Below are 24424 nucleotides of genomic sequence, written 5' to 3'. Positions count from 1 at the left end.
GGCACTCGTAGGCCAGGCATTCCGCCTCGAACGTCACGTCCGTGCCCGGGTGCTGAGTAATCCTGTGCTCTACGTAGCGCAGGACAGAGCGGCTCACGGCCTCCTCCGACCACGTGTCCGGTGCGGGTGGTTGCAGAACTCCACGTCCGCGTCCGTCGCTGCTGACAGGTCGCCCCTGTCGCGCGCGGCCTGGCGCTGCGAGACCAACGCCGCGCACACCCCGCAGCCGGGCGCAGGATCAGGCGGAGTCCGGGGCAGAGACAAATACACCGGGCCGCTCATCGTCGTTCTCGGATTACTCACGCCTGCCGCCTCCCCGACCGAATGTCCCGAGCGAGCAACCAGTTTCATCGAGCGAGTCGGAGGGGCCCAGGTTTATTGGCGTTGTCGGGTAAAGATCACGGCCCAGTCGTTCAGGAGTGAACGGCAGTCGTCACCCCACACGGCGTATCCCTCGTACCGTTCGAAGTCCTCCCGGTAAACGTTCACGTCCCTGTGGTCCCGAAGCATCAGGGCCCCTGTTCCTGTTTCCACGGTGGCCAGGCGACGGTCATAAACTGTGAACGTGTTAAGGGGGCGCTCTGGAATGTGTCCTCCCAAGGGGATCACGCCCAACCGTACATTCGGGATACGGGACACAGACGCGAGCCGGTCCATCTGCATGGCCATTTCCAAAGGCGGAAGCAGTGGCCACCTGACGGCCTGTTCCGTCAACAGGAACGTGAACCGCTTCTCCGGATTGACCAGGACGCTTTGCCGCTCCAGCTTCTTCGCGATGGTCTTGGACTGGTCTCCAGGAACGTCAGCGATGCTCGCGCGCACGTACTCAGGCGTAGCGAGCAGGCCGGTAATCATGGAGAGCAGGAAGTAGCGGAACTCTGTGGAGACTGCCTCAAGCCTGGCCAGTTCGTTCTGCTTTTTGTCCAGCCCCCTGCGGCGCGAGCTCCAGTGGTCCTGCCACTCGGTGTTCGCGGAGCGGGCAAGGGCGAGGATCTCGGCAGCCAGCGGCCCCTCTGCACCGAGGGCATCAAGGATCAGCTCCACGTCGACTATGGCGGGGGTGAGCTTCCCGCTCTCAATATTGCTGATCTTTGTCTGGCTCATATTGCAGCGCTTCGCGAGCCGGACTTGGGTCCATCCGGCCCGCTTGCGCTCGTTCTTCAGGACCGCCGCTAGGTCTGACCTGGATTGACCTAGGGCCTCCGGCTCAAAGGTCAAGGCCCTTCACGTACTCCTCAAAGGGAACCGACTCGGATACCGCGATCCTCTGGTATTCGATGAACGGCGCCGTATCACCCTCGTGCACTTCGCGGCCGATCTGTCTGCCGTCCGGGTGGTAGTTCATGAGAACCACTTCGGAATGGTCGAACATCCAGAAGTCCTGCACGCCATCCAGCGGGTTGGGCCTGTCCGTGACGTCGAGAATGCGGATCTGCTCGCCGGCCAAGGCATGGGCCTTGTAGTAGTGGTGGAATTCGAAGCGCAGGTATTCCGACAGAGGGCGGGTGACGACGTGAACGCGGCCCTGTGTGCGCCCTTCCGCAACCTGTCGGCGTAGCCGATCGGTGTACTCGTTCGCTACGGTCTCCGGGGCGATGCGGGCTCCGGCACGGAACGCTGCGAACTCCTCTTCCTCCTGCGGCATGAGGTACTGCGGCAGTGTCTCAAGGCGCCACGCCTCCCGTGTGAAGCGCTCGAAGCGCACCGCCCACGCTTCACCAGCCAAGAGCACGGAAGGCCTCCCTCAATGTCTCCTCCGGGATCTCCACGAGCCCTTCGCCGTCAGGAGCGGTGAACGCGTGGGACACGTCACCTTGGACGACGAACGAGCCGGACGCGGTCCGGTAGACGTTCGGGCAGTCGTCCTTGCCACACTCGCCGTTCCCGTTGCCGGTCAGCCGGGTCAGTTCCTCACGAGCCATGGTGAACCCCCTGTCTCACGCCCCCTCGTGGGGCGGCATCACGACCGTACGGAGGGGGCGCCGTCGCCGTCCATGCGGTTGCGCGAATATTCGCGTTGCCGCATAAAGAGGGGTCGTTCCAGGAGGCCCGAACCAACAGCGGTCAGGGAACGAACGGCTCCGCCAACATCACGACCCGATCACTCTCGACCTCGAACCCGAGTACGGGATGGTTGCCGTCGCCGCCCTCGGCATCCATCAGCACCGGCTTCCCCAACCGCCGTCCGATGGCCGTGAGGAACCCGCAGAACAAGTCGAGTCGCTCCTGCCCCTGGAGTTCCCGCAGGTCGACATCAAAGTCGATCTCGTCCGACGAATAGAAGCGGAAGATCACCAGCACATCGGCGGCCAGCCAGACCCTCAACTGCGGACACTCAGCGTCGGCCGGCCGGGACAGCACCGTCTCCGCCCGAGGCACCGGAAGTACCGACTCTCCTTCGGAGTACTGGTGCTTCCATCCGCTCACGTCAACAAGGTCGAGGACAGCTTGCCAATCCTCGACCGAGGCCCCAGGAACGAGCACGTCCGGCAGCGCGCCCATCAGATCAGGGTCGAAGAACCCTCTGACGTCATCCCACAGCAGGTCAGTCACTCCCCCACCCTGCCCGGCGCCCCTTCCCCATGCGCACCGGGTTTCCCGTGCCCCCTCCCCAGGTGCACCCCTCGTTCTGTCCGGCCTCACACGACACCCCGGAAACCCCAGCTCAGAGCATGTACAGACCCACCCCGAGAGTCAGCACCAAGTCAGCACAGGGCCAGGAAACAGCCTGATCCAGCCAGAGAAATCAAGAAGGGGCCAGACCCGAAGATCTGGCCCCTGAGCTGGGGTTTTACCGCCTTCAGCCGATCATGGCGTCAGCCCGTCACACGTTGAAGCGGGATTCCACAACAAGGCTCTGGTCCGAAAATGAAGCTTGAACGCTGGCAGGCAGGTGGGTTCAGGGTGCTGCGATGGGTTCGAAGCGAACGGTGAGGCCGAGGGCGTTGGCTTGTCGGGTGATCCGGCGGAGAGCGCGTTCGGGGTCGTGCTTGGCGTAGTAGTCGCCGCCGAGGTCGTGGTACGGCGTGTCGTTGGCGAGCATGTGCCAGACGGCGGTCATGAGGGAGTGTTCCACGGCAACCAGGGCCTTCTTCTTGCCCAGTCGGACCATGAGGCGGTGGTAGCGGGCGCCATGAAGCTACCCCTTGATCGTGGACACCTGGAGACTGGGACGTGAGAGCCCAGAGGAAGCAGTGCCAGGTGGGAAGCAAGTACACGAAGCGGTACTCGGACGAGTACAAGCGGGATGCGATCGAGCTCGTGCGGTCGTCGGGCCGGACGGTGACCGAGGTCGCCCGGGAGCTCGGGATCAGCTCGGAGTCCCTGCGGGGCTGGGTCAAGAAGGCCCGCGCCGCCCAGGACGCCGGATCCGGCCCCGTCGCCGGGCAGGCCGGGCAGAGCGCCGACGACCGGGATGAGGAACTGAAGCGGCTGCGGAGGCTGACCGCCGAGCAGGCGAAAACGATCGAGATCCTGAAAAAAGCGACGGCCTTCTTCGCGAAGGAGAGCGACCGGTGAGCAAGATATGCCGGTTCATCCACGCGGAGAAGGCGAACTACCCGATCACGCTGCTGTGCAAGGTAACGAAGACCGCCCGCTCCACGTACTACGCGTGGGTGGCCGGACGGGAAGCCCGCGAAGCGCGGCGGCGGGCCGATGAGGCCCTGGCGCACAAGATCACGGTGATCCACCTCGCCTCCCGGCGGAACTACGGCGTCCCGCGCGTCACCGCCGAACTGCGCCGACAGGACCGGCCGGTCAACCGCAAGCGGGTGGCGCGGGTCATGCGAGAGCACGGCATCGCCGGGAACAGCCGGCGCACCGGACGCCGCAGCCTGACCAAGGCCGACACCAAAGCCGCCCCGTCGCCTTCGGCGCGCACCGGGGCATTTACCACGCCCCCGGCGCGCACCGAAGGTGCGCTGAGTCGCTGACCTGCGGTTTTATGGGCGCATCCCAGCACCATCCCAGCACGGGACGCGCGACAAAGTACAAGAAGACCCAAGGGCGCCAAGATTACACACCGACGCCAGCGCCGGATGCGAACTGCGCAGCACTCCAGACGCTGTAATAGTTTCTGTACTAGACTTGCCTCCATGAAGTCACCCCGCCCCGGCGGCACGGAGAACATCTCCGTCTCGATGCCCTCGGAACTCCTCGGTGCCCTGCGCACGCGCACCGGCAAGCGCGGCGTGTCCGCCTACGTGACTGCGGCGGTCCGGCATCAGCTGGCGATGGACGGCCTCGCCGAGATCGTGGCCGCCTACGAAGCCGAGCACGAACCGTTGAGCGAGTCCGAGGTCCAGGCCGCGCAGCACGAACTGTTCGGTGACGCGCTGTCGCCGTACGCGTCCGGCGACAGCGCCGCATGAAGGAACCCGCGGCCAGGTCCCTCGTTCTGGACTCCCAGGCGTTGTCCCTGCTCCTGCGCAATGACCGCCAGATGATCACCCGGATCGAGGCAGCCCGGCGCGTGGGCGTGCCCGTCCTCGTGTCAGCGCTGACGGTGGTGGAGGCCGTCTATGGGAAGATCGATAACGCCCGGCTGCGCTGGGTGCTCTCCCGGCTTCAGGTCCAAGACGTCACTCAGGCGGACAGCCTTACCGCGGTGCAGCTTCTGAGCGACGCCGGCGGCCTGCACGGCCACAAGTACGCCATCGACGCCCTCGTCGCCGCGATGGCGCTCCGCTCTCCGGCGCCCGTCCTGGTGCTGACCTCGGACCGCGACGACTGGTCGAAACTGTGCGGCGACCGCGTACAGATCAAGGACGTCTGAGCTTGATGTTCGCCCGTGTAGGCGAAGACAGTACTGAAGGTCCGCGCAGCGGGCGACGGAAGGGGGTTCAGTCTGTCGCCCGGTTCTGGGCGTGGTTTCGACAGGGTGGTCGCGGTCTCGTTGGCGGCCGGGGTGCCGGACGGTGCGGATGACGACGAGCCCGTGCTGTTGCCCTGGGCCGGGGCCGTGGTGCCCGGCGTGGACGGGACAGTGGTCGGCTCGTCGGACGACTTCGTGGAGAAGGTGGGGGCTGGAGTCGTGCCGCTGGCCTTCTTGGCGTTCGTGACGGTCACGGTGACCGAGGCGCCGGTCTGCGCGATGAAGCTCTTCGAAGGCTTGTAAATGGCGTACCCGGCGGGTGCCGTCGTCTGCCGGGCCCAGAAGCTGGTGCCCGTACGGCTGTTGACCGGCAGCTTCGCGGAGGCATTGCCGTTGGACCCTCCACCGTCGACCGACCCGGCATCGTCGAGTACCGCTTACACAACTCCGGGCCACGCCCGTCCCTACACGCCGACGACATCGGCTGACACCGTCGGTTTAGTGGGCCCGGACAAAAGGCTCGCCCGCCAGACCGGGGGTTGCGGTGCGGCCGAGCGGTGCCGCGGTCGGGTGGCCGCGGCGCCGTCGTGCCTCGCCTTGTGCCGGGCCGGTCTGGCGCCCGGTGGCGCGGGTCAGCGGGTGTCGGCGGCGGCCTGCTCGATGAGGCGTTCGACGACGTCGGGGTGGCTGATCATGACGACGTGCGATGCGCCGCGGACCTCGACGACGCGGCGGGCGTCGGCCCGCTGGTACTCCCACCGTTCCACGGCAGCCGGAATCGCCTTGTCCGCGGTGGCGACCACGCCGTACGACGGGATGGTGCGCCACGCCGCCGCCGTGGTGACGTCCTCGAAGGAGGAGGCGCTGAACGGCCGCTGTCCGGCCGCCATCAGCGCGGCTTCGTTCTTGGAGACGTCGGCGGCGAAGACGTCACGGAACCGGTCCGACCGGATGTAGAGGTCGGTGCCGGTGCTGCCGTCCGGGTTGGGGAAGGGCACCGGGTTCAGCGCGGCCTGGATCTCGCTGCCGGGGTACTTGTTGATGATGTCGCCGAGCTTCTCGCCGGTGTCGGGCACGAACGCGGCGACGTAGACCAGCGCCTTGACGTTCGGGTTCCCGGCCGCGGCGTTGGTGATCACGGCGCCGCCGTAGGAGTGCCCGACCAGGACGATCGGCCCCTGGATCGAGCGCAGGACGCTCGCGATGTAGGCGGCGTCATTGGGTATGCCGCGCAGCGGGTTGGCCGGTGCCATCACCGGATACCCGTCCTTCTGCAACCGCGCCATCACGCCGTTCCAGTTGGACGCGTCGGCAAAGCCGCCGTGCACGAGCACGACGGTCGGCTTGGGCGGGCGCGGGTGGCGGTCGCCGTCGGACGCGGATGCCGACGGCGTCAAGGTGGCGAACGCCGCGGCACCGGCGAGGGTAAATGCGGCGGCACCGAGTGCGAACTTGCTGCGTCTGCGCAGGGATTTCACGATGGCTCTCCTCATGTGACGGGGTGGAGCGGTGTGGAGCCCGCACGTTGGAGCGTGGGGCCTCGGCCGGACATGGCGGCGCCCACGGTGCGGGGGCTGGGACCGGCGGCGGAGCTGGGCTCGGGGCCGGGACGCGGGACGTTCAGCGCCCGCCGACCGGCCCCTGGCCGGGGCTGGTCGGCGGGCGCTGGGCAGGTGCGGTGTCCGGGCGCCGTTCAGCCGTTGGCGGCCTGCTTGATCAGATCGGCGACGGCGGCGGGCTGCGAGACGTAGACGGCGTGGCTGCCGGCGACCTCGACGGTGTGCGCGCCAATGCGCTCGGCCATCGCGCGCTGGGCGGGCGGCGGGATCATGCGGTCGTCGGTGGCCACCAGGTACCAGGACGGCTTGGTGCGCCACGCCGGCGTCGCTACCGCGCCGCCGGCCGCGTCCAGGCCCCAGGGGACCTGCGAATCGGCGAGGAACTCGGCCTGGGCGCGCGGGAGGTCGCCGGCGAAGGCGTCGGCGAACTTCTCGCGGTCCAGGAGCAGGTATCCGTCCACCGGCGGCAGGATCGGCGGGACCGCGGCACCCGGCGGCGGGTCGGCGATCAGGGTGTTCACGGACTCGCCCTTGTCGGGGGCGAACGCGGCGATGTACACCAGCGCGGCGACCTTGTCGTGGTTGCCGGCCTCGGTGACCACGACGCCGCCGTAGGAGTGGCCGACCAGGATGACCGGGCCGGGCTGCGCGTCGATAACCTGCCGAGTGGCGGCCACGTCGCCGTCCAGCGACAGCGTGGGGTTCTGCACGACGGCCACGTTGTAGCCGTCGGCCTTGAGAGCCTCATAGACCCCCTGCCAGCCGGAGCCGTCCACGAAGCCTCCGTGGACAAGCACGACGTTCCCGCGCGGCGCGTTGTCGCTCATCATTCCTCCCAGGTTCGCCGGGCCCGCATGTGCGGCCCTTGGCCCGAACTGTAGAATTCCAGCCTCTCGGCCGCCCCCGTCAGATGACGTAGTTCCGCTGGCTCTTCCTTCACTCCAACAGCCGGGCAAGCGTCTCGAAGGCCGGCCCGGAGATCGTGCGGAACACCTGCAAGACGCGCCTGCGCAGCATCCGGAAGACGCCCGGCCTGGACGATCTCGAACACTTCGGCCGCCTCGACCACGTCCCACTACACGACCACGAACCGTGGCATCCCGAGCGGGTCATCGAGCGTCACGCCCTGCGCGACTGGATCTGGGACGCGGTCAAGGAACTTCCTCCCAGGCTCCCCTGGTCCTGATGCTGCGCCACTTCAGCGCACTCAGCTCTACACGGACATCGCGGCGGCGTGCGAGATACCGGTCGGCACCGTACGCAGGCCCGCGGCAAGATGGCCGAGGTGCTGCTGTCGACCGTCGGCCAGGCCCACGACGACGCAGCTGTACCGACCCAGGCAAGCCCGGCATGAAGGCCGCCGCGACGCTGGACGCCTCCGAGGTCGGCCGGCCTCTGCCGCGGGACATCGCCGAACTGTGGCCGAAGGACTCCGAGATGATCGGCAGGCTGGCCCAACCGGGCGAACGCGTCCACCCCACCTCCGTGATGCAGCGCATGCTGGAGGTCGGCGTACGCCAGGGCCTGCGGCACGTGGTCGCAAGCCGCGACATCACCATCTGGGGGTGGACGTCACCAACCCGCCCGGCAAGATCGATCCCTGCCCTCCGGGACTGGCCTGGGTCATGCTTCGCCGCAACGGCATCGTCCAACGCCTGCGCGTCGTCTTCCCTGCACAGCTGCGGCCCGAACAGCACGGGCTCTCGTGATCCCTACGTCTGCTCGTGCGCTCGCAGGTCCGCGAGTGCGTCCCGCAGTGCTGCCCGCGAGCTGATGCCCAGCTTCGGGAACAGGTGGTAGAGGTGGGTGCTCACCGTGCGGGGGGAGAGGTAGAGCCGTTCGCCGATCTGCTTGTTCGTCAGTCCCGCGGCGGCAAGCGCGGCGATCTCGCGCTCCTGCGGGGTCAGTTGGGCGGTCGTCCCCGGGGCCGAGTGGGCGGCGGGCGTGCCGCTTGCGCGAAGTTCGGCGCGTGCCCGGGCCGCCCAGGGGGCGGCGCCGAGGCGTTCGAAGGTGCCCAGGGCTCCCGTCAGATGGTGCCGGGCCTGTGAGGCGCACTGTGCTCGGCGGAGGCGTTCGGCGTAGGCGAGTTGGATCCGAGCCTGCGCGAACGGCCAGCGGTCTGCTCCCGGGGTCGCGAGCGCGGTGTCGAACGCTGCGCGGAACGACGCGGCCGGGGCGGTCATCCCCGTCGCGCCGGCCGCGATCATGGCGAGCCGGGACGAGAAGTCGGCGACGCCTGAGCGATGGATGTCGGCGACGTGCGCACTGGCCTCTGGCGTCCGCCCGGCCCGGACGGCGGCCTCGACGAGGTCGAGCAGCACCCACAGCGCCGCAGGCTTGTAGACCGGCAGCGTCTCCGGTGAGCAGATCTCGACCGCATGGCGGTATGCCGTCTCGAACTCTCCGTGGCTCATCGCGTCGAGGGCCTTCGCGTGCGCGGCGAGCTGGAGCACGAAGCCGTTGCGGTTCGGCGCCGCCCAAGAGACCAGGTCGTAGGCCAGACGCCGGACGGCGGCGCGGTCGCCGCGCGCGGCAGCGACCATCGCTTGGTCGTATTGCAGGAAGCCGCCGAGCAGCCGGTAGTGGTGCCGGGTCGTGACGGCGAGCCCCTCCTCGGCCAACCGGAGGACGCTGTCCCAGTCGCCGCTCAGCACGCCGTCGAACCCCAACAGTGCATACGCCTTGATGGCCGCCGCAACGGCGCCGCCGCTGCGGCCGTGCTCGACCACCCGCCACAGCGCATCGCGGCATCCGGCGATCCGGTCCACGTACAGCGCCGCGGTGCCCAGCCGCACCGCGTGGGCGTGATCGGCCTGCTCGCCGATACCGGCAATCGCCTCGTCCAGCACGGGGAGCGACGGCCCGGCCCGTCGCGTCGGCGCGAGATAGGTGTTGCCGAGCAGGTCCAGGATCTCCGGGGGTCCGACGCCGAGCCCGTCGAGGACCGCCCAGTAGTCCTCGGCCAGGTCGGCACGGCACCCGAAGGAGCAGTTCGCCTGCAGGACGTAGACCATCTCCGTGAGCGGCGCGTCCCATACCCCGACCGGGCGACGTGCGTTGCGCACCGCACCGAGCAGCAGCCGGTGGGCGGTGTCGATATCGCCCCCGCTGTTGACCAGGTAGGCCGCGGTGGCGACGGCAGCCACCGCGTGGCCTTGCCCGAGGTGTTCGGTGACGAGCGCCCGTGCGTCGGTGAGGTCCCCGGTGACGTCGGCACCGAGGTAGGCGGCGAACATGGCGCGGCGGTGATGGTCGTCAACCTTCGGGCTCAGCTCGGCGGCGCGCAGGAGCAGACCGATCGCGCCGACCGGGTCGCCGCGCCCCTTCGTCCGCAGTGCGGCCTCCTCGAGCAGCTGCGCGATCTGCTCGTCCGGCGCCGATGCCGCCTCCGCGAGATGCCATGCGCGCTGCTCGGAACCTTCCGGATGCCGTCCTGCCAGCCGCCCGTGTGCCCCGCGCCGCTCTGATTCGGTGGACAGCTCGACGACCGTGGAACGGGTGAGCGGGTGCCGGAACTCGATTCCGCGGGTGACCGGATGAATACGGATCAGCCGGGCGCGCTCGGCCGGTTCGAGCTCGCCGGCCGAGATCCCCGGGAACAGGATGCCTGTACCGTCGAGCGCTGCGAGGAGCAGCTGGGCACGCGTCTTGGCGGGGAGCCCCTCGATCCGCCGGGCGAAGGTCAGCCGCAACCGTCGGCCGACCGACGTTCGGCCGAGCGGAGGTTCGGTCGGCGAGCCGAGCCGCGCCGGAAGTTCGATCAGCGCCAGCGGGTTGCCCTGGGCTTCGGTGATGACCTGCCGGGCGGCGCGCGGCGGCATTTCGGGGAACGCGTTGGTGAGGAGCACCGCCGCGTCGTCGTCGTCGAGCGGCCGGATGGGTATCTCCGCGAGACCGGCCTCCTCGAACACGCTGCCCTCGCCTGTCCGCACGACGCCCAGCAGGCCGATTCGCGAGCTGCCCAGCCGCCGCGCGAGGATGCCGAACAGGGTGGCGCTCGCGCGGTCGAGCCACTGCAGGTCGTCGACCACCACCAGCACCGGTTCTCTGCAGGCGGCTTCGGCCAGCAGGGCAAGCAGCGCGTTCGTCAGGGCCAGCTGATCCGGCGCGGGCCCCTCCGCGAGGCCCACCGCGACACCGATCGCACGCCGGGCATCGGACGAGACCCGGGCCAGCTCGGCAGCGAGCGGAGCGACCAGCTGATGGAGCCCGGCGAAGCTCACCTCCGCCTCGAACTCGACGCCCGACGCCCGCAGTACGCGCGTGCCGAGCTCCGCAGCGTGGGCTGCCGCGTCGTCGAGGAGCGAAGTCTTGCCCACGCCCGCCTCGCCGACGACGAGCAGGGAACCGCCGCCCGTCGCCACTGCGTCGACAAAGCCGCGCAGCACACCCAGCTCGCGATCACGCCCCACGAGCCGTCTGCCCCACATCCACCCCGTCACGTCGCGATTTTACTGGGCCACCACAGCTTTCCACAGCGGCGCGAAGGCCGGGAGCGTCCACCTGCCACCCGAACTGCTCACCGACGACCATGCCCGCGAAGCGGCGGAGTATCTGAGCACCCTGCGCCTCAAGACCCGGGGCCGGGCGACGTCCCTGCGGGACCTGACCGGCACCCACCTGCTCACGAGTCGCGCCTTCCGCCGCGCCCGCCCTCGGCGTCCTCGCCGTCCGCAGACGCATCAAACGCTGCCCCCCGGTACGTGCCTTACTGGATCTATCAGGAATTAGGCTCTGACTCTGTCGGGGATCTTGGGTAATCGACGGGCCCCAATCACAGACGCACCGTTCCAGCCCGGCCGGCGTGGCCTCAGTCACGCCGCCCTTCGTCGTGTGGAGCAGCTTCAGGTCGGACGCCTCCCCCTCCTCGGCCAGGAGATCGACCACGCCGAACGGGTACGAAATCGACTCCTCGGAACTGTCCCCAAGCCGTGAAGAAGGCGTGAAGGCGATCTCGCTCGCGAACTCCCTGCCACATGGCACTGAACAGAGCGCATCCCAGCACGGGCACCCTCATCCCATCCCAGCACGATCCCAGCACGGTAGGGATGAGCAGGGGTGATGACAGGTGACGAGGGGTCAGCTATCCCAGCACCATCCCAGCACGGGAAAAAACCAAGGGCCCGACCCCGAAGAGTCGGACCCTCTCTGACCTGCATGTTTGCCAGATCAGCGACGTGGTGATATGTCAGCCGCTAGACGTTGAAGCGGAACTCCACCACGTCGCCGTCCTGCATCACATAGTCCTTGCCCTCCATGCGCGCCTTGCCGGCCGCGCGGGCGTCGGCGACGGAGCCGGTGGCGACCAGGTCGCCGAAGTGGATGACCTCGGCCTTGATGAAGCCCTTCTGGAAGTCGGTGTGGATGACACCGGCCGCCTCGGGGGCCGTCGCGCCCTTCTTGATCGTCCAGGCGCGGGACTCCTTGGGGCCTGCCGTGAGGTAGGTCTGAAGGCCGAGGGTGTCGAAGCCGACGCGGGCGAGGGTCGCCAGGCCCGGCTCCTCCGCGCCGACGGACTGGAGGAGCTCCATGGCGTCCTCCTCGTCGAGCTCGGCGAGGTCGGCCTCGAGCTTGGCGTTGAGGAAGATCGCCTCGGCGGGGGCGACCAGGGCGCGCTGCTCGTTCTTGAAGTCCTCGTCCACGAGCTCCTCCTCGTCGACGTTGAAGACGTAGAGGAAGGGCTTCGTCGTGAGCAGGTGGAGGTCGTGCAGGAGCGCGGCCTTCTCGGAGCCCTGGACGACGCCCTGAGAGAAGAGGGTGTTGCCCTCCTCCAGGATGGCCTGGGCGGCCTCGACCGCGGCGACCTTCGGGGCCACGTCCTTCTTGATGCGGGCTTCCTTGGACAGGCGCGGCAGGACCTTCTCGATGGTCTGGAGGTCCGCGAGGATCAGCTCGGTGTTGATCGTCTCGATGTCGTCCTTGGGCGAGACCTTGCCGTCGACGTGGACGACGTTCTCGTCCTTGAAGGCCCGGATGACCTGGCAGATCGCGTCGGACTCGCGGATGTTCGCCAGGAACTTGTTGCCGAGGCCCTCGCCCTCGCTCGCGCCGCGGACGATGCCGGCGATGTCGACGAAGTCGACCGTCGCGGGAAGGATCCGCTGGGAACCGAAGATCTCCGCCAGCTTGGCGAGCCGGGCGTCGGGGACGCCGACCACGCCCACGTTGGGCTCGATCGTGGCGAACGGGTAGTTGGCCGCCAGCACGTCGTTCTTGGTCAGGGCGTTGAACAGGGTCGACTTGCCGACATTCGGCAGACCGACGATTCCGATCGTGAGCGACACGTTGGCGACTTCCTGGAGTAGGACTGGCTGAGGGCCGGGGGCCCGGCCCCGGGTGGGCCGATCCCCCAGTTTACGGGCGTGTCGCCGGGGCCGACGACGGGAACCTCGGAGGCCCCCGCGGGGGCGGGATTACAGCCAAGGTCACCCAAAGGGCGTGTCCTGTATCGGAACACTCACTCAATGCGACCTACTTTGGTTCCGTGGAGCAAAGGACAGGTCCCTCACAGCGGCCACGGCCGCAGGCCCCTCTTTCCGGTCAGGGCGCGCTCATCGAGGGCGCCGCGGCGTACCGGGTCGCGGCCAGGCCCGGCAGCCCGGGCCGGCCAGGCAGGACCGGACAGCCGGGCCGGTCAGGTCAGGCCGGTCCCCCGGGGCGGCCCGGCGCACGGCCGGGGCGCCCGGTGCCGCCGGTGGTCCTCGCGCTGCGCAGGCTGCCGAATCCCCGGCTGACCGGTCTCGGCGCCGGGCTCTTCGCCTCGGCCACGATGCTGGTGATCGGCCTCCTCGACCAGCTGCTGTTCGACGGCTCGGCGGTCGTGTACGGCGTGCTCTTCCTGCCGCTGAGCGCCCTGACGGCACTGTGGGTGCGGAGCGCCGACCTGGTCACCGCGCCGATCAGCGTCCCGATCGCCTTCACGGTCGGGGTCGTCCCGATCTCGGGCGGGATCGGTGGCGTCGGCGGTCAGATCATGGCGGTCGTGACCGCGCTGGCCGTGAATGCGGGCTGGTTGTACGGCGGCACGCTCGTCGCCGGGCTGATCACGATCGTACGGAAGGTGACGCTGATGATCCGGCGCCGGTCCGTCCGGCACCCGGTCGAACGAGCGGGCGAGCGCCTGGGTGAACGGGCGGGCGCGGGACGAACGGGCCAGGCCCAGCCCCGCCCCGGCGCCCGCCGCTAGCCGGGCCCCGCCCAGGAGGGACCTACCGCTCCGCCGCCGTCATCGCCGCCCCCACGATTCCGGCGTTGTTCCTCAGCTCCGCCGGGACCATCTCCGCGCGCACGTGCTTGATCAGCGGCACGAACTTGTCCGCCTTGCGGCTCACCCCGCCGCCGATGATGAAGAGCTCCGGCGAGAACAGCATCTCCAGGTACTGCAGATACTTCTGGACCCGGTGCGCCCACTGCTCCCAGCTCAGCTCCTCGTCGTCCTTGACCTTGGTCGACGCGTGCTTCTCGGCCTCGTGGCCGTGCAGCTCCATGTGGCCGAACTCCGTGTTCGGCACGAGCCTGCCGTCGATGAAGAGGGCGCTGCCGATGCCGGTACCGAAGGTCAGCAGGATCACCGTGCCCTTGCGGCCCCGCCCTGCGCCGAAGGTCATCTCGGCGACCCCGGCCGCGTCCGCGTCGTTCAGCACGGTCACCGGCATGCCCAGCCGCTCGCCCAGCAGCTTGCCGCCGTCCAGGTCGATCCAGCCCTTGTCGACATTCGCGGCCGTACGGATCACGGAACCCGTGACGACGCCGGGGAAGGTGATCCCGACCGGGCCCGACCAGCCGAAGTGCTGCACCACCTCGGCAACGCAGTCGGCCATGCCGTCGGGCGTGGCCGGATGCGGTGTGAGTACTTTGTGGCGGGGCTCTGCGAGGTCGCCGCGGTCCAGGTCCACGGGAGCGCCCTTGATCCCCGACCCGCCGATGTCCACTCCGAAGACGTTCATGGACACAACGTTACGAGGAACCGCTGACGGTTACCCCCCGACCGGCCTTCGACGGCCGGTCCTCGGCGTCTACTCCTCGACGAGCGCGGCCGCCTCGCCGCGCAGGTCACGGCGGAGCTCCTTGGGCAGCGAGAAGGTGATCGACTCCTCGGCCGCCTTGACGATCTCGACGTCCTCGAAGCCGCGCTGCGACAGCCACTCCAGGACCTCCTCGACCAGCACCTCGGGCACCGAGGCGCCCGACGTGACACCGACGGTCGAGACGCCCTCCAGCCAGGCCTCGTCGATCTCCTTCGCGTAGTCCACGAGGTGCGCGTCGCGGGCGCCGGCGCCCAGCGCGACCTCGACGAGCCGCTTGGAGTTCGAGGAGTTCTGCGAGCCGACGACGATGACCAGGTCCGCATCGGCGCCCATCTGCTTGACCGCGATCTGGCGGTTCTGCGTGGCGTAGCAGATGTCGTCGCTCGGCGGGGAGACCAGCAGCGGGAACTTCGTCTTCAGCTTGTCGACGGTCTCCATCGTCTCGTCGACCGACAGCGTGGTCTGGGAGAGCCAGACGACCTTCGACGGGTCGCGGACCTCGACCTTGTCGACATCGCCCGGGCCGTCGACCAGGGTGATGTGGTCGGGTGCCTCGCCGGTGGTGCCGATGACCTCCTCGTGGCCCTCGTGGCCGATGAGGAGGATGTCGAAGTCCTCGTTGGCGTACCGGACGGCCTCCTTGTGGACCTTGGTCACCAGGGGGCAGGTGGCGTCGATGGTCGCGAGCTTCCGCTCGGCGGCCTCGTCGTGCACGATCGGCGCGACGCCATGGGCCGAGAACATGACGATGGACCCCTCGGGGACCTCCGCGGTGGCCTCGACGAAGATCGCGCCCTTCTTCTCCAGGGTCTGTACGACGTACTTGTTGTGGACGATCTCGTGGCGCACGTAGATCGGGGCGCCGTACTGCTCGAGGGCCTTCTCCACGGCGATCACGGCACGGTCCACGCCCGCACAGTAGCCACGGGGAGCGGCGAGCAGGACGCGGCGGGCGTTCGTTGCAGTCATGCCTCCCATCGTAAGGGCGCGCCGAACAGCCCAACGATCGCCCACAGGGCTGAGACTGTGCCCGTACGTGATCAAGACCGTACGTACGAGGACGGAGGCCTCCATGGCGGGCACCGGCGCCGGGACCGGGACCGACCGGGACGCGCACACCCAACTGCGCCGCAGCCTCGGGTTCCGGGATCTCGTCGTCTACGGGCTGCTCTTCATCGCCCCCATGGCGCCCGTCGGCGTCTTCGGCACCCTCGACGCGAAGTCGCACGGCGCGGTCGCACTCGTGTACGTCTTCGCGACGGTCGCGATGGCGTTCACGGCCTACAGCTACGCGCAGATGGTGCGGGTCGCCCCGCAGGCCGGATCGGTCTTCACGTACGCGCGGAAGGGGCTCGGCGAGAGTGTGGGGTTCATCGCCGGGTGGATGGCGATGCTCGACTATCTGCTGATCCCGGCCGTCGCGTATCTGTTCTCCGGCATCGCGATGGAGGCACTGGTCCCGGCCGTGCACCGGTGGGTGTGGACCGGGACCGCAGTCGTCGTGACCACGCTGCTGAACCTCTGGGGCGTACGGCCCGCGGCCCGGGTCGGCTTCGCGGTGCTGGCGATGGAGATCGTGGTCCTGGGCGTCTTCCTGGTGTCGGCGACCGTGGTCCTGGTGCAGGACGGGCCGCGGCGCGGCTGGGCGTCGCCGCTCACGGGTGACGGGGACTTCGCGCCGGACGCGGTGATCGGCGCGGTGTCGGTGGCGGTGCTGTCGTACCTGGGCTTCGACGCGATCGCGTCCTTCGCGGAGGAGGTGACGGGAGGGTCGCGCCAGGTGGCGCGAGCGGTGCTGTTCTGCCTGGGGCTGGCGGGGGTGCTCTTCGTGGCCCAGACGTATCTGGTGGCGCTGCTGGAGCCGGTGTCGTCGGCGGAGCCGGCGGCGGACCCGAGGAGTCAGGGGTCGGCGTTCTACGACGCCGTGGACGCGGCCGTCGGGACCTGGCTGCACGACCTGGTGGCCCTGAGCAAGGCGATCGGAGCGACGTTCGCTGCCCTGGCGGGGCAGGCGGCGGCGGGCCGGCTCCTCTTCGCGATGGCCCGCGACCGGCGGTTGCCGCACCGGCTCTCCCGTACCGACTCCGGTGTGCCGCGGGTGGCGCTGCTGATCTCCGCGGTCGTGACGATGACCGCGGCGGTGTGGGCGGCGCGGCGGGACGACGGTCTGGACCATCTGGTGTCGGTCGTCGACATCGGGGCGCTGACGGCCTTCACGCTCCTGCACGCGAGCGTGGTCGGGTGGTTCGCGGTGCGCCGGATGGAAGGGCCGCCGAGCTGGTGGCGGCATGTGCTGATCCCGGTGCTCGGCGCGATGGTGACGGTCACCGTGATCGCGGAGGCGTCGCGCACGGCGCAGGTGGTCGGCGCGATCTGGCTGGCGGTGGGGCTGCTGGTACTGGTGGGCCAGAGGGGGCGGGGGACGGAACGCGCCTCGTAGGCCGGACCCGGCGTCGAGGACCTGGCCCTGTCGGAGGGTGCCGATACGCTCGCGTGCATGGGTCTCACTACGTCTGCCGAAGCTCCCCTGCCCGTCGGCGAGGTGTCACGGCTCATCGGGGGCTGGATCGACCGCCTCGGGGCGGTGTGGGTGGAGGGACAGATCACCCAGCTGTCGCGCAGGCCGGGCGCCGGGGTGGTGTTCCTGACGCTGCGCGATCCGTCGTACGACATCTCCGTGAGCGTCACCTGCTACCGCCAGGTGTTCGACGCGGTCGCCGACGTCGTCTCCGAGGGAGCGCGGGTCGTCGTGCACGCCAAGCCGGAGTGGTACGCCCCGCGCGGGCAGCTGTCGCTGCGCGCCGTCGAGATAAGGCCGGTCGGCATCGGCGAGCTGCTCGCGCGGCTGGAGCATCTGAAGCGGACCCTGGCAGCGGAGGGACTCTTCGCTCTCGACCGCAAGAAGCCGCTGCCGTTCCTCCCGCAGCTCATCGGCCTGGTCTGCGGCCGGGCGTCGGCGGCCGAGCGGGACGTGCTGGAGAACGCGCGGCGGCGCTGGCCCGCCGTCCGGTTCGAGGTGCGCAATGTCGCGGTGCAGGGCGTGCGCGCCGTGTCCCAGGTCGTCCAGGCCGTGAAGGAGCTCGACGAGCTGCCGGACGTGGACGTGATCATCGTCGCCCGCGGCGGGGGCAGTGTGGAGGACCTGCTGCCGTTCTCGGACGAGCAGCTGGTGCGCGCGGTCGCGGACTGCCGTACGCCCGTGGTGTCCGCGATCGGACACGAACCGGACGCGCCGCTGCTCGACCTGGTCGCCGATCTGCGGGCGTCGACCCCGACCGACGCCGCGAAGAAGGTCGTCCCGGACGTCGGCGAGGAGCTGGAGCGGGTGCAGGCGCTGCGGGACCGGGCGCTGCGGACGGTACGGGGGCTGCTCGACCGTGAGGAGCGCGGGCTCGCGCACACCCTGGCCCGGCGCTCGATGGAGCATCCGCACCGGATGGTGGAGGAGCGCGAGCACGAGACGGACGCGCTCGTCGCGCGGAGCCGGCGGGTGCTCGGCCATCTGCTGGACCGTGCGGACTCCGAGCTGGCCCACACCCGCGCGCGGGTCGTCGCGCTGTCGCCGGCCGCGACGCTGGAGCGGGGCTACGCGGTGCTGCAGCGCGCGGACGGCTCGGTCGTGCGGGCCCCCGACGAGGTCGCGGCGGACGAGGAGCTGCGGGCCAGGGTCGCGGAAGGCGAGTTCACGGTCACTGTCGGACCTCGCACATAGGGTGGATCGCATGACGGCGAAGACGGACGAGAGCTCGGCCAACTCGATCGGTCCGATCGGGTACGAGCAGGCGCGCGACGAGCTGATCGAGGTCGTGCGCCGGCTGGAGGCGGGCGGCACGACGCTGGAGGAGTCCCTCGCGCTGTGGGAGCGCGGCGAGGAGCTGGCGAAGGTGTGCCGCCGCTGGCTGGACGGGGCCCGGGCTCGGCTGGACGCGGCGCTGGCGGGGCGGGACGGGGACGCGGGCGCGCAGGGCCGGGACCAGGGCGAGGACGAGGACGACCAGGCCCGCCTCTGAGGCCACCGCGACGGGCGGCACGACAGCGGGCGGCATAGACCGATACCCCGATTCAGTTGAGCGTTGCATTGTTGAAAGTTAAGTGATTTGCCTCACCAGGGGCCGGATTTAGTTGAAGCTTCACCTAAACCCGTCGTACGGTGAGGCCACAGCTTGATCCCCCAATGCTCATCCGGAAGGTACGCAGCATGTCTCTCGTTCTTGACCCCGCAGCCCAGGACCTCCTCTTCCGTGAGGCCCGTACCGCCAACACCTTCACCGACGAGCCGGTGACCGATGAGCAGGTGCAGGCGATCTACGACCTGGTGAAGTACGGTCCGACCGCCTTCAACCAGTCGCCGCTGCGTGTCGTCCTCGTCCGCTCCGCCGAGGCCCGGGAGCGCCTGGTGAACTGCCTGGCCGAGGGCAACCAGGCGAAGACCGCGACCGCCCCGCTGGTCGCGATCCTCGCCGCGGACAACGAGTTCCACGAGGAGCTCCCGGAGCTGTTCCCGCACTTCCCGCAGGCCAAGGACATGTTCTTCTCCGAGCGTCCGGTCCGTGAGGGCTCCGCCTCGCTGAACGCCGCCCTGCAGGCCGCCTACTTCATCATCGGCGTTCGCGCCGCCGGCCTCGCCGCCGGTCCGATGAACGGCATGGACCACGCGGCCGTCCAGAAGGAGTTCCTGGACGACGACCACACCCCGCTGATGGTCGTGAACATCGGCAAGCCGGGCGAAGACGCCTGGTTCCCGCGTTCGCCGCGCCTCGCGTTCGAGGACGTCATCCAGACCGTCTGACGTACGCCCCGTAAGGACCCCGTACAGCGTCGTACGGAACAGAACGAGGCCGCCGCACCCGTGAGGGGTGCGGCGGCCTCGTCGTTCGTCCCAGGTCTCGGACGTCAGGACGCCTTCTTCGACTCCAGCGCCGCCGCCATCTCCGCGAGCCGCTCGAAGGACGCGGTGCCGGTGACGACCGTCGTCGAACCGTTCTCGCCGGTCCGTACGAGCGCGTCGTACTTCGTGCCCTCCCAGCGCTCCCACGTCGCGCCGGCCACCTGCTGGGTCCGGTCCGTCCTCGCGGCCCGCTGGGTGACCTTCGGGACGTACTTCCCGGCCGGAGCCGTGGACTGCTCGACCGCGACGTACTGCCCGTCCGGGTCGAGGAAGCCGAGGTGCCACGCGTTGTGGTCCTCGCGGTTGTACCGGGCCGACGTCGGCTTCCAGTCCGCCGGCAGGCCGGTGGGAGCGGCCACCGCATAGGGTGCCGCCCGCCGTGCCGTCACCAGCTCGACGCGGTAGTCCTTCGCCTTGACCGGGTCGCCCGTGCCGTCATGCGGTACGAAGAGATAGACCACGAAAGCGGCGCCCAGGACCACCGCCAACGACTGGATCATCCCGCGTACTGTCTGCTTGCCTCGCATACCTGCCACCGCACTATGGTCGCATCAAGGATGTTTGCTCAAACGTGGGCCCCTCTGCTCATTTTGTCGACCTACCGATAGAGTCACAGCACCCTCTTTTTTCCGGCCGTCGTCGTACAGAAAGGTGCGCTCCGATGACCGAGCACAACATGCCGTCCCAGCTCGAAGTCTCGCCCGAAGCCCCTGACCGCAACCTCGCCCTGGAGCTCGTCCGGGTCACCGAGGCCGCCGCCATGGCTGCGGGGCGGTGGGTGGGACGCGGCGACAAGAACGGCGCCGACGGCGCCGCCGTCAAGGCCATGCGGACCCTCGTGCACACCGTGTCGATGAACGGTGTCGTCGTGATCGGCGAGGGCGAGAAGGACGAAGCCCCGATGCTGTTCAACGGTGAGCGCATCGGCGACGGGACCGGCGCGGAGTGCGACATCGCCGTGGACCCGATCGACGGGACGACGCTCACCGCCAAGGGCATGCCCAACGCGATCGCGGTCCTCGCCGCGGCGGACCGCGGCACCATGTTCGACCCGTCCGCGGTCTTCTACATGGACAAGCTGGTCACCGGCCCCGAGGCGGCCGACTTCGTCGACATCAACGCCCCGGTCTCCGTGAACATCCGCCGCGTGGCCAAGGCGAAGAACTCCTCGCCCGAGGACGTCACCGTCGTCATCCTGGACCGGCCCCGCCACGAGGGCATCGTCAAGGAGATCCGCGAGACCGGCGCGCGCATCAAGTTCATCTCCGACGGTGACGTCGCGGGCGCGATCATGGCCGTGCGCGAGGGCACCGGCGTCGACATGCTGATGGGCATCGGCGGTACGCCGGAGGGCATCATCGCCGCCTGCGCGATCCGGTGCCTCGGCGGCACGATCCAGGGCAAGCTGTGGCCGAAGGACGCCGAGGAGCGGCAGCGCGCGATCGACGCGGGCCACGACCTGGACCGGGTGCTGTACACGAACGACCTGGTCAGCGGCGACAACGTGTTCTTCGTCGCGACCGGCATCACGGACGGCGAGCTGCTGCGCGGCGTGCGCTACCGCGCCGAGACGGCGACGACGCAGTCCCTGGTGATGCGCTCCAAGTCGGGCACGATCCGCCAGATCGACTCCACCCACCGCCTGTCGAAGCTGCGCGCGTACAGCGCCATCGACTTCGACCGCGCGAAGTAGAGCCGGACCCGGCTTGGGCGAGTGAGCCGAAGGGGCGCGCGGCTGTCGACAGGGAGAACGCGCGGAGGGCCCGAGGAACGAGGGACCGAGCACGATCGACCGTCGACAGCCGCTGAAGCGCCCCGGAGGCGAACCGAGCCACGAACAGAAGAGGGCGCCCCCATGTGCGGTGGGGGCGCCCCTTTCCCGTACGTAGGCCGAGGGCGCGTCCGTGGGCGCGTGGTCGGCGGGGCGTACGTCAGGAGGTCAGGCCGCCGATGCCGACTTCTTCAGCTCCGTCTCGCGCCGCCTGCGGCGGGCCAGGACGACGCGGCGCTCGGCCGCGGTGAGCCCGCCCCACACCCCGTACGGCTCGGGCTGGAGCAGCGCGTGCTCGCGGCACTCGACCATGACCGGGCAGCGCGCACAGACGCGCTTGGCGGCCTCCTCGCGGGAGAGCCGCGCGGCCGTTGGCTCCTTGGACGGCGCGAAGAACAGTCCGGCTTCGTCGCGGCGGCACACCGCCTCCGCGTGCCAGGGTCCGTCCTGATCTTCCCGAGCAGACGTGCGCTGGGTCGGAACGGCGGCTACCTGCAGGGGCTGATGCGGCAGTTGCAGCACGGTCTACTCCTGACGACGGCTTCGCGAGCGAGAGACGATGCAGCAAGCCCTACCCGCTGTGCGCGCGCCTATGCACTGAGTGGCGCGGCGTTCCGGGGAGCGGAACGGCGCCAGGCATCAAAGTCCTGCGCGACTGACGGCGTCACCGGTCCAGATGTTTGCGCAGGTGCTTGCGCATGAGGTCGTGGAGATCGGTGATGAGCTTGCCGCGCTTCGGCTTGGCCTCCACATTGCCGAAAACGGAGTACCCGTTGACCACGACGACGGGGGCCTCCGGGTCGGCGGCCTCCAGCGTGACCACCTCGAAGTTGCCGAAAACCCCGCTGCCGCTGCCGCGCAGCGAGATGTTCTCCGGCACGCGCACCTCGACGTTGCCGAAGATCGATGTCGCGTTGATGACCGTGAGCCGCTGGCCGAACATGGCCTCGGTCAGATCGATCTCGACGTTCCCGAACAGGGCGAAGGCATTCGTCCTGGCGCCCACACGCCAACGGCCCTTGCGGGTGGAGCTGGAGAAGATGGCGACCAGGCTCTCCGTCGGCCCGTCGGGCACCTCCGGCCCGTACGCGTACGCCGCGGGTTCCGGGCGCGGCGGCCTGGTGGAGGGCAAGTCCCGCACGATCGGCTCCAGTTCGCCGACGGTCTTCGCGCGGTAGACCGCGTCGATCCGCTCGGAGTGCTCCTCGGCGTCGAGCCGGCCCTCGGCCAGAGCCTCCCGGAGGATGTCCGCGATCCGGTCGCGGTCGGCGTCGGAGGCACGGATCGCACCCGCGGGGTCCGCGGCGCCCGCGATGCCCGCGGGCTCGGCGGGAGCGACCGGCTTCTGAGGTCCGCGGCCGGAGGCCGCCGCATCATGCTTCTCGAGGTCCACGACCCCAGCCTAGCGAAACGCGATAGATCGCGACTAGTGGCGGTGCCGTCGGCGCCCGGTAGCGCCGGTCCGGACAACGGCGGCCCGGCAACTGAGCCTTACCTCACAAGCCCGGACGGCGCGGGGCGCCTTACGCTGGTGGACGCGTTGCCAACGGAGGCCGCGCCGCAGTCCGCCGAGTGAGGAATGGCCGTAATGCCAGAGTTCGCGTACACCGATCTGCTCCCGCTGGGAGAGGACACCACGCCCTACCGCCTGGTGACCTCCGAGGGTGTGTCCACCTTCGAGGCCGACGGCCGTACGTTCCTCAAGGTCGAGCCGGAGGCGCTGCGCAAGCTCGCCGAAGAGGCGATCCACGACATCCAGCACTACCTCCGCCCGGCGCACCTCGCCCAGCTGCGCAAGATCATCGACGACCCCGAGGCGTCGTCCAACGACAAGTTCGTCGCCCTTGACCTGCTCAAGAACGCGAACATCGCGGCGGCCGGCGTGCTCCCCATGTGCCAGGACACCGGCACGGCGATCGTCATGGGCAAGCGCGGCCAGAACGTGCTCACCGAGGGCGGCGACGAGGAAGCCCTCTCGCACGGCATCTACGACGCGTACACCAGGCTGAACCTGCGCTACTCGCAGATGGCCCCACTGACGATGTGGGACGAGAAGAACACCGGCTCGAACCTGCCCGCGCAGATCGAGCTGTACGCGACCGACGGCGGCGCCTACAAGTTCCTCTTCATGGCGAAGGGCGGCGGCTCCGCCAACAAGTCGTTCCTCTACCAGGAGACCAAGGCCGTCCTGAACGAGGCCTCCATGATGAAGTTCCTGGAGGAGAAGATCCGCTCGCTGGGCACGGCCGCCTGCCCGCCGTACCACCTGGCGATCGTCGTCGGCGGTACGTCGGCGGAGTACGCGCTGAAGACCGCGAAGTACGCCTCCGCGCACTACCTGGACGAGCTGCCGGAGGAGGGCTCGGCCCTCGGCCACGGCTTCCGCGACAAGGAGCTCGAGGAGAAGGTCTTCGAGCTGACGCAGAAGATCGGCATCGGCGCCCAGTTCGGCGGCAAGTACTTCTGCCACGACGTGCGTGTGGTGCGCCTGCCGCGGCACGGCGCGTCCTGCCCGGTCGCCATCGCGGTGTCCTGCTCCGCCGACCGCCAGGCGGTCGCGAAGATCACGGCCGAGGGCGTCTTCCTGGAGCAGCTGGAAACGGACCCGGCGCGCTTCCTGCCGGAGACGACGGACGAGCACCTCGACGAGGCCGGCGACGTCGTCAAGATCGACCTCAACCAGCCGATGGACGACATCCTCGCCGAGCTGACCAAGTACCCGGTCAAGACCCGGCTCTCGCTCACCGGCCCGCTGGTCGTGGCCCGCGACATCGCGCACGCCAAGATCAAGGAGCGCCTGGACGCGGGCGAGGAGATGCCGCAGTACCTGAAGGACCACCCGGTGTACTACGCCGGCCCGGCCAAGACCCCCGAGGGTTACGCGTCCGGCTCCTTCGGCCCGACCACGGCCGGTCGCATGGACTCGTACGTCGAGCAGTTCCAGGCCGCGGGCGGCTCCAAGGTCATGCTGGCCAAGGGCAACCGCAGCAAGCAGGTCACGGACGCGTGCGGCACGCACGGCGGCTTCTACCTCGGCTCGATCGGCGGCCCGGCGGCACGGCTCGCCCAGGACTGCATCAAGAAGGTCGAGGTCGTCGAGTACGAGGAGCTCGGCATGGAGGCGGTCTGGAGGATCGAGGTCGAGGACTTCCCGGCGTTCATCGTCGTGGACGACAAGGGCAACGACTTCTTCCAGGACCCGGCGCCCGCGCCGACGTTCACGACCATCCCGGTGCGGGGCCCGGGCCTGGCCTGACCCCGGACCGGGGGCTCCGCCCCCGAACCCCCTGCCCCTGCGCCCTGGCGGGCGTGGCAGGACGACCACCGCGATCGCGAGCGGCTCGCATTGAGCCCGCACCGGCC

The 24424-nt window shown here is 69.4% G+C and carries 28 protein-coding genes; 14 read left to right on the top strand and 14 right to left on the bottom strand.

Annotation, left to right across the window (positions count from 1 at the left end):
- Positions 1-375: 375 nt before the first annotated feature.
- From ACFV9O_RS16905 to ACFV9O_RS16885, 5 genes are all read right to left on the bottom strand, one after another.
- Positions 376-1218: a Scr1 family TA system antitoxin-like transcriptional regulator gene (locus ACFV9O_RS16905; protein ID WP_385418136.1), complete on the bottom strand. Its 843-nt coding sequence runs from the start codon at positions 1216-1218 to the stop codon at positions 376-378.
- Entirely contained in the window at positions 1208-1732 is a 525-nt protein-coding gene (locus tag ACFV9O_RS16900) for a DUF6879 family protein (protein WP_385418133.1), read from the bottom strand. Before ACFV9O_RS16900 ends, ACFV9O_RS16905 begins: the two co-directional genes overlap by 11 nt.
- On the bottom strand, positions 1716-1922 hold the full coding sequence (locus ACFV9O_RS16895) for a hypothetical protein (RefSeq protein ID WP_385418130.1): 207 nt from the start codon (positions 1920-1922) through the stop codon (positions 1716-1718). Before ACFV9O_RS16895 ends, ACFV9O_RS16900 begins: the two co-directional genes overlap by 17 nt.
- 142 nt (positions 1923-2064) lie before the next feature.
- Positions 2065-2553 (bottom strand): hypothetical protein, encoded by a 489-nt coding sequence (locus tag ACFV9O_RS16890; RefSeq protein WP_385418128.1) that lies wholly within the window; start codon positions 2551-2553, stop codon positions 2065-2067.
- 346 nt (positions 2554-2899) lie between these two features.
- Entirely contained in the window at positions 2900-3112 is a 213-nt protein-coding gene (locus ACFV9O_RS16885; protein ID WP_385418125.1) for a hypothetical protein, read from the bottom strand.
- Between the two features lie 89 nt (positions 3113-3201).
- Here ACFV9O_RS16885 and ACFV9O_RS16880 point away from each other — a divergent pair, with 89 nt between their 5' ends.
- The 5 genes from ACFV9O_RS16880 to ACFV9O_RS16860 all read left to right on the top strand — a co-directional run bounded on the left by ACFV9O_RS16880 (position 3202) and on the right by ACFV9O_RS16860 (position 5119).
- Complete coding sequence (locus ACFV9O_RS16880; protein WP_385418123.1) at positions 3202-3519, top strand: transposase; 318 nt, start codon at positions 3202-3204, stop codon at positions 3517-3519.
- The gene (locus ACFV9O_RS16875) at positions 3516-3935 is read left to right on the top strand and encodes an IS3 family transposase (RefSeq protein WP_385418120.1); all 420 of its coding nucleotides are present in this window, start codon (positions 3516-3518) and stop codon (positions 3933-3935) included. Before ACFV9O_RS16880 ends, ACFV9O_RS16875 begins: the two co-directional genes overlap by 4 nt.
- 162 nt (positions 3936-4097) lie before the next feature.
- Positions 4098-4373 (top strand): hypothetical protein, encoded by a 276-nt coding sequence (locus ACFV9O_RS16870; RefSeq protein ID WP_385418118.1) that lies wholly within the window; start codon positions 4098-4100, stop codon positions 4371-4373.
- Positions 4370-4777 carry a PIN domain-containing protein gene (locus tag ACFV9O_RS16865; RefSeq protein WP_385418116.1) on the top strand — a complete coding sequence of 136 codons (408 nt, stop codon included), beginning with the start codon at positions 4370-4372 and terminating at the stop codon, positions 4775-4777. Before ACFV9O_RS16870 ends, ACFV9O_RS16865 begins: the two co-directional genes overlap by 4 nt.
- Positions 4778-4882: 105 nt before the next feature.
- Positions 4883-5119, top strand: coding sequence for a hypothetical protein (locus ACFV9O_RS16860; protein WP_385418113.1), 237 nt, complete (start codon positions 4883-4885; stop codon positions 5117-5119).
- 329 nt (positions 5120-5448) lie between these two features.
- Here ACFV9O_RS16860 and ACFV9O_RS16855 read toward each other — a convergent pair whose 3' ends face one another.
- Positions 5449-6294, bottom strand: coding sequence for an alpha/beta fold hydrolase (locus ACFV9O_RS16855; protein ID WP_385418110.1), 846 nt, complete (start codon positions 6292-6294; stop codon positions 5449-5451).
- Positions 6295-6509: 215 nt separating this feature from the next.
- Positions 6510-7202 (bottom strand): alpha/beta fold hydrolase, encoded by a 693-nt coding sequence (locus tag ACFV9O_RS16850; RefSeq protein WP_385418107.1) that lies wholly within the window; start codon positions 7200-7202, stop codon positions 6510-6512.
- A 155-nt stretch (positions 7203-7357) separates the two neighbouring features.
- Between ACFV9O_RS16850 and ACFV9O_RS16845 the strand changes: the two genes are divergently transcribed.
- Positions 7358-7561, top strand: coding sequence for a hypothetical protein (locus ACFV9O_RS16845; protein ID WP_385418104.1), 204 nt, complete (start codon positions 7358-7360; stop codon positions 7559-7561).
- Between the two features lie 379 nt (positions 7562-7940).
- Positions 7941-8084, top strand: a complete 144-nt coding sequence (locus ACFV9O_RS16840; RefSeq protein WP_385418101.1) for a hypothetical protein — start codon at positions 7941-7943, stop codon at positions 8082-8084.
- 3 nt (positions 8085-8087) lie between these two features.
- On the opposite strand, the gene ACFV9O_RS16835 is transcribed toward ACFV9O_RS16840, so the two are convergent.
- Positions 8088-10817, bottom strand: coding sequence for a helix-turn-helix transcriptional regulator (locus ACFV9O_RS16835; RefSeq protein WP_385418099.1), 2730 nt, complete (start codon positions 10815-10817; stop codon positions 8088-8090).
- A gap of 753 nt (positions 10818-11570) precedes the next feature.
- A complete protein-coding gene (ychF, locus tag ACFV9O_RS16830) occupies positions 11571-12659 on the bottom strand; it encodes a redox-regulated ATPase YchF (RefSeq protein ID WP_385418096.1) in 1089 nt (362 codons plus the stop codon).
- Positions 12660-12859: 200 nt separating this feature from the next.
- Between ychF and ACFV9O_RS16825 the strand changes: the two genes are divergently transcribed.
- Entirely contained in the window at positions 12860-13561 is a 702-nt protein-coding gene (locus ACFV9O_RS16825; protein WP_385418094.1) for a DUF6542 domain-containing protein, read from the top strand.
- A gap of 22 nt (positions 13562-13583) precedes the next feature.
- On the opposite strand, the gene ppgK is transcribed toward ACFV9O_RS16825, so the two are convergent.
- Positions 13584-14321 (bottom strand): polyphosphate--glucose phosphotransferase, encoded by a 738-nt coding sequence (ppgK, locus tag ACFV9O_RS16820; protein ID WP_385418091.1) that lies wholly within the window; start codon positions 14319-14321, stop codon positions 13584-13586.
- 69 nt (positions 14322-14390) lie between these two features.
- Entirely contained in the window at positions 14391-15380 is a 990-nt protein-coding gene (locus ACFV9O_RS16815; protein WP_385418089.1) for a 4-hydroxy-3-methylbut-2-enyl diphosphate reductase, read from the bottom strand.
- Between the two features lie 94 nt (positions 15381-15474).
- On the opposite strand from ACFV9O_RS16815, the gene ACFV9O_RS16810 reads away from it, so the two are divergent.
- The 4 genes from ACFV9O_RS16810 to ACFV9O_RS16795 all read left to right on the top strand — a co-directional run bounded on the left by ACFV9O_RS16810 (position 15475) and on the right by ACFV9O_RS16795 (position 19191).
- Positions 15475-16842 (top strand): APC family permease, encoded by a 1368-nt coding sequence (locus ACFV9O_RS16810; RefSeq protein WP_385418196.1) that lies wholly within the window; start codon positions 15475-15477, stop codon positions 16840-16842.
- Positions 16843-16899: 57 nt separating this feature from the next.
- On the top strand, positions 16900-18114 hold the full coding sequence (xseA, locus tag ACFV9O_RS16805) for an exodeoxyribonuclease VII large subunit (RefSeq protein WP_385418087.1): 1215 nt from the start codon (positions 16900-16902) through the stop codon (positions 18112-18114).
- Between the two features lie 10 nt (positions 18115-18124).
- The gene (locus ACFV9O_RS16800; RefSeq protein WP_385418084.1) at positions 18125-18412 is read left to right on the top strand and encodes an exodeoxyribonuclease VII small subunit; all 288 of its coding nucleotides are present in this window, start codon (positions 18125-18127) and stop codon (positions 18410-18412) included.
- Positions 18413-18600: 188 nt separating this feature from the next.
- Positions 18601-19191 carry a malonic semialdehyde reductase gene (locus ACFV9O_RS16795; RefSeq protein ID WP_385418082.1) on the top strand — a complete coding sequence of 197 codons (591 nt, stop codon included), beginning with the start codon at positions 18601-18603 and terminating at the stop codon, positions 19189-19191.
- A gap of 104 nt (positions 19192-19295) precedes the next feature.
- On the opposite strand, the gene ACFV9O_RS16790 is transcribed toward ACFV9O_RS16795, so the two are convergent.
- The gene (locus ACFV9O_RS16790) at positions 19296-19826 is read right to left on the bottom strand and encodes a DUF4245 domain-containing protein (protein WP_385418080.1); all 531 of its coding nucleotides are present in this window, start codon (positions 19824-19826) and stop codon (positions 19296-19298) included.
- 125 nt (positions 19827-19951) lie between these two features.
- Between ACFV9O_RS16790 and glpX the strand changes: the two genes are divergently transcribed.
- Entirely contained in the window at positions 19952-20983 is a 1032-nt protein-coding gene (glpX, locus tag ACFV9O_RS16785; protein WP_385418078.1) for a class II fructose-bisphosphatase, read from the top strand.
- Positions 20984-21229: 246 nt separating this feature from the next.
- Here the strand turns inward: glpX and ACFV9O_RS16780 are convergent, their stop codons facing one another.
- Positions 21230-21583 carry a WhiB family transcriptional regulator gene (locus ACFV9O_RS16780; protein ID WP_385418075.1) on the bottom strand — a complete coding sequence of 118 codons (354 nt, stop codon included), beginning with the start codon at positions 21581-21583 and terminating at the stop codon, positions 21230-21232.
- Positions 21584-21725: 142 nt separating this feature from the next.
- Entirely contained in the window at positions 21726-22454 is a 729-nt protein-coding gene (locus ACFV9O_RS16775; RefSeq protein ID WP_385418072.1) for a DUF1707 domain-containing protein, read from the bottom strand.
- Between the two features lie 195 nt (positions 22455-22649).
- Here ACFV9O_RS16775 and ACFV9O_RS16770 point away from each other — a divergent pair, with 195 nt between their 5' ends.
- Positions 22650-24317, top strand: coding sequence for a fumarate hydratase (locus ACFV9O_RS16770; RefSeq protein WP_385418070.1), 1668 nt, complete (start codon positions 22650-22652; stop codon positions 24315-24317).
- Positions 24318-24424: the final 107 nt, after the last annotated feature.

The sequence above is a fragment of the Streptomyces sp. NPDC059909 genome, from assembly GCF_042730885.1.
Lineage (GTDB): Bacteria > Actinomycetota > Actinomycetes > Streptomycetales > Streptomycetaceae > Streptomyces.
This window is presented reverse-complemented; position numbering and strand designations above follow the sequence as displayed.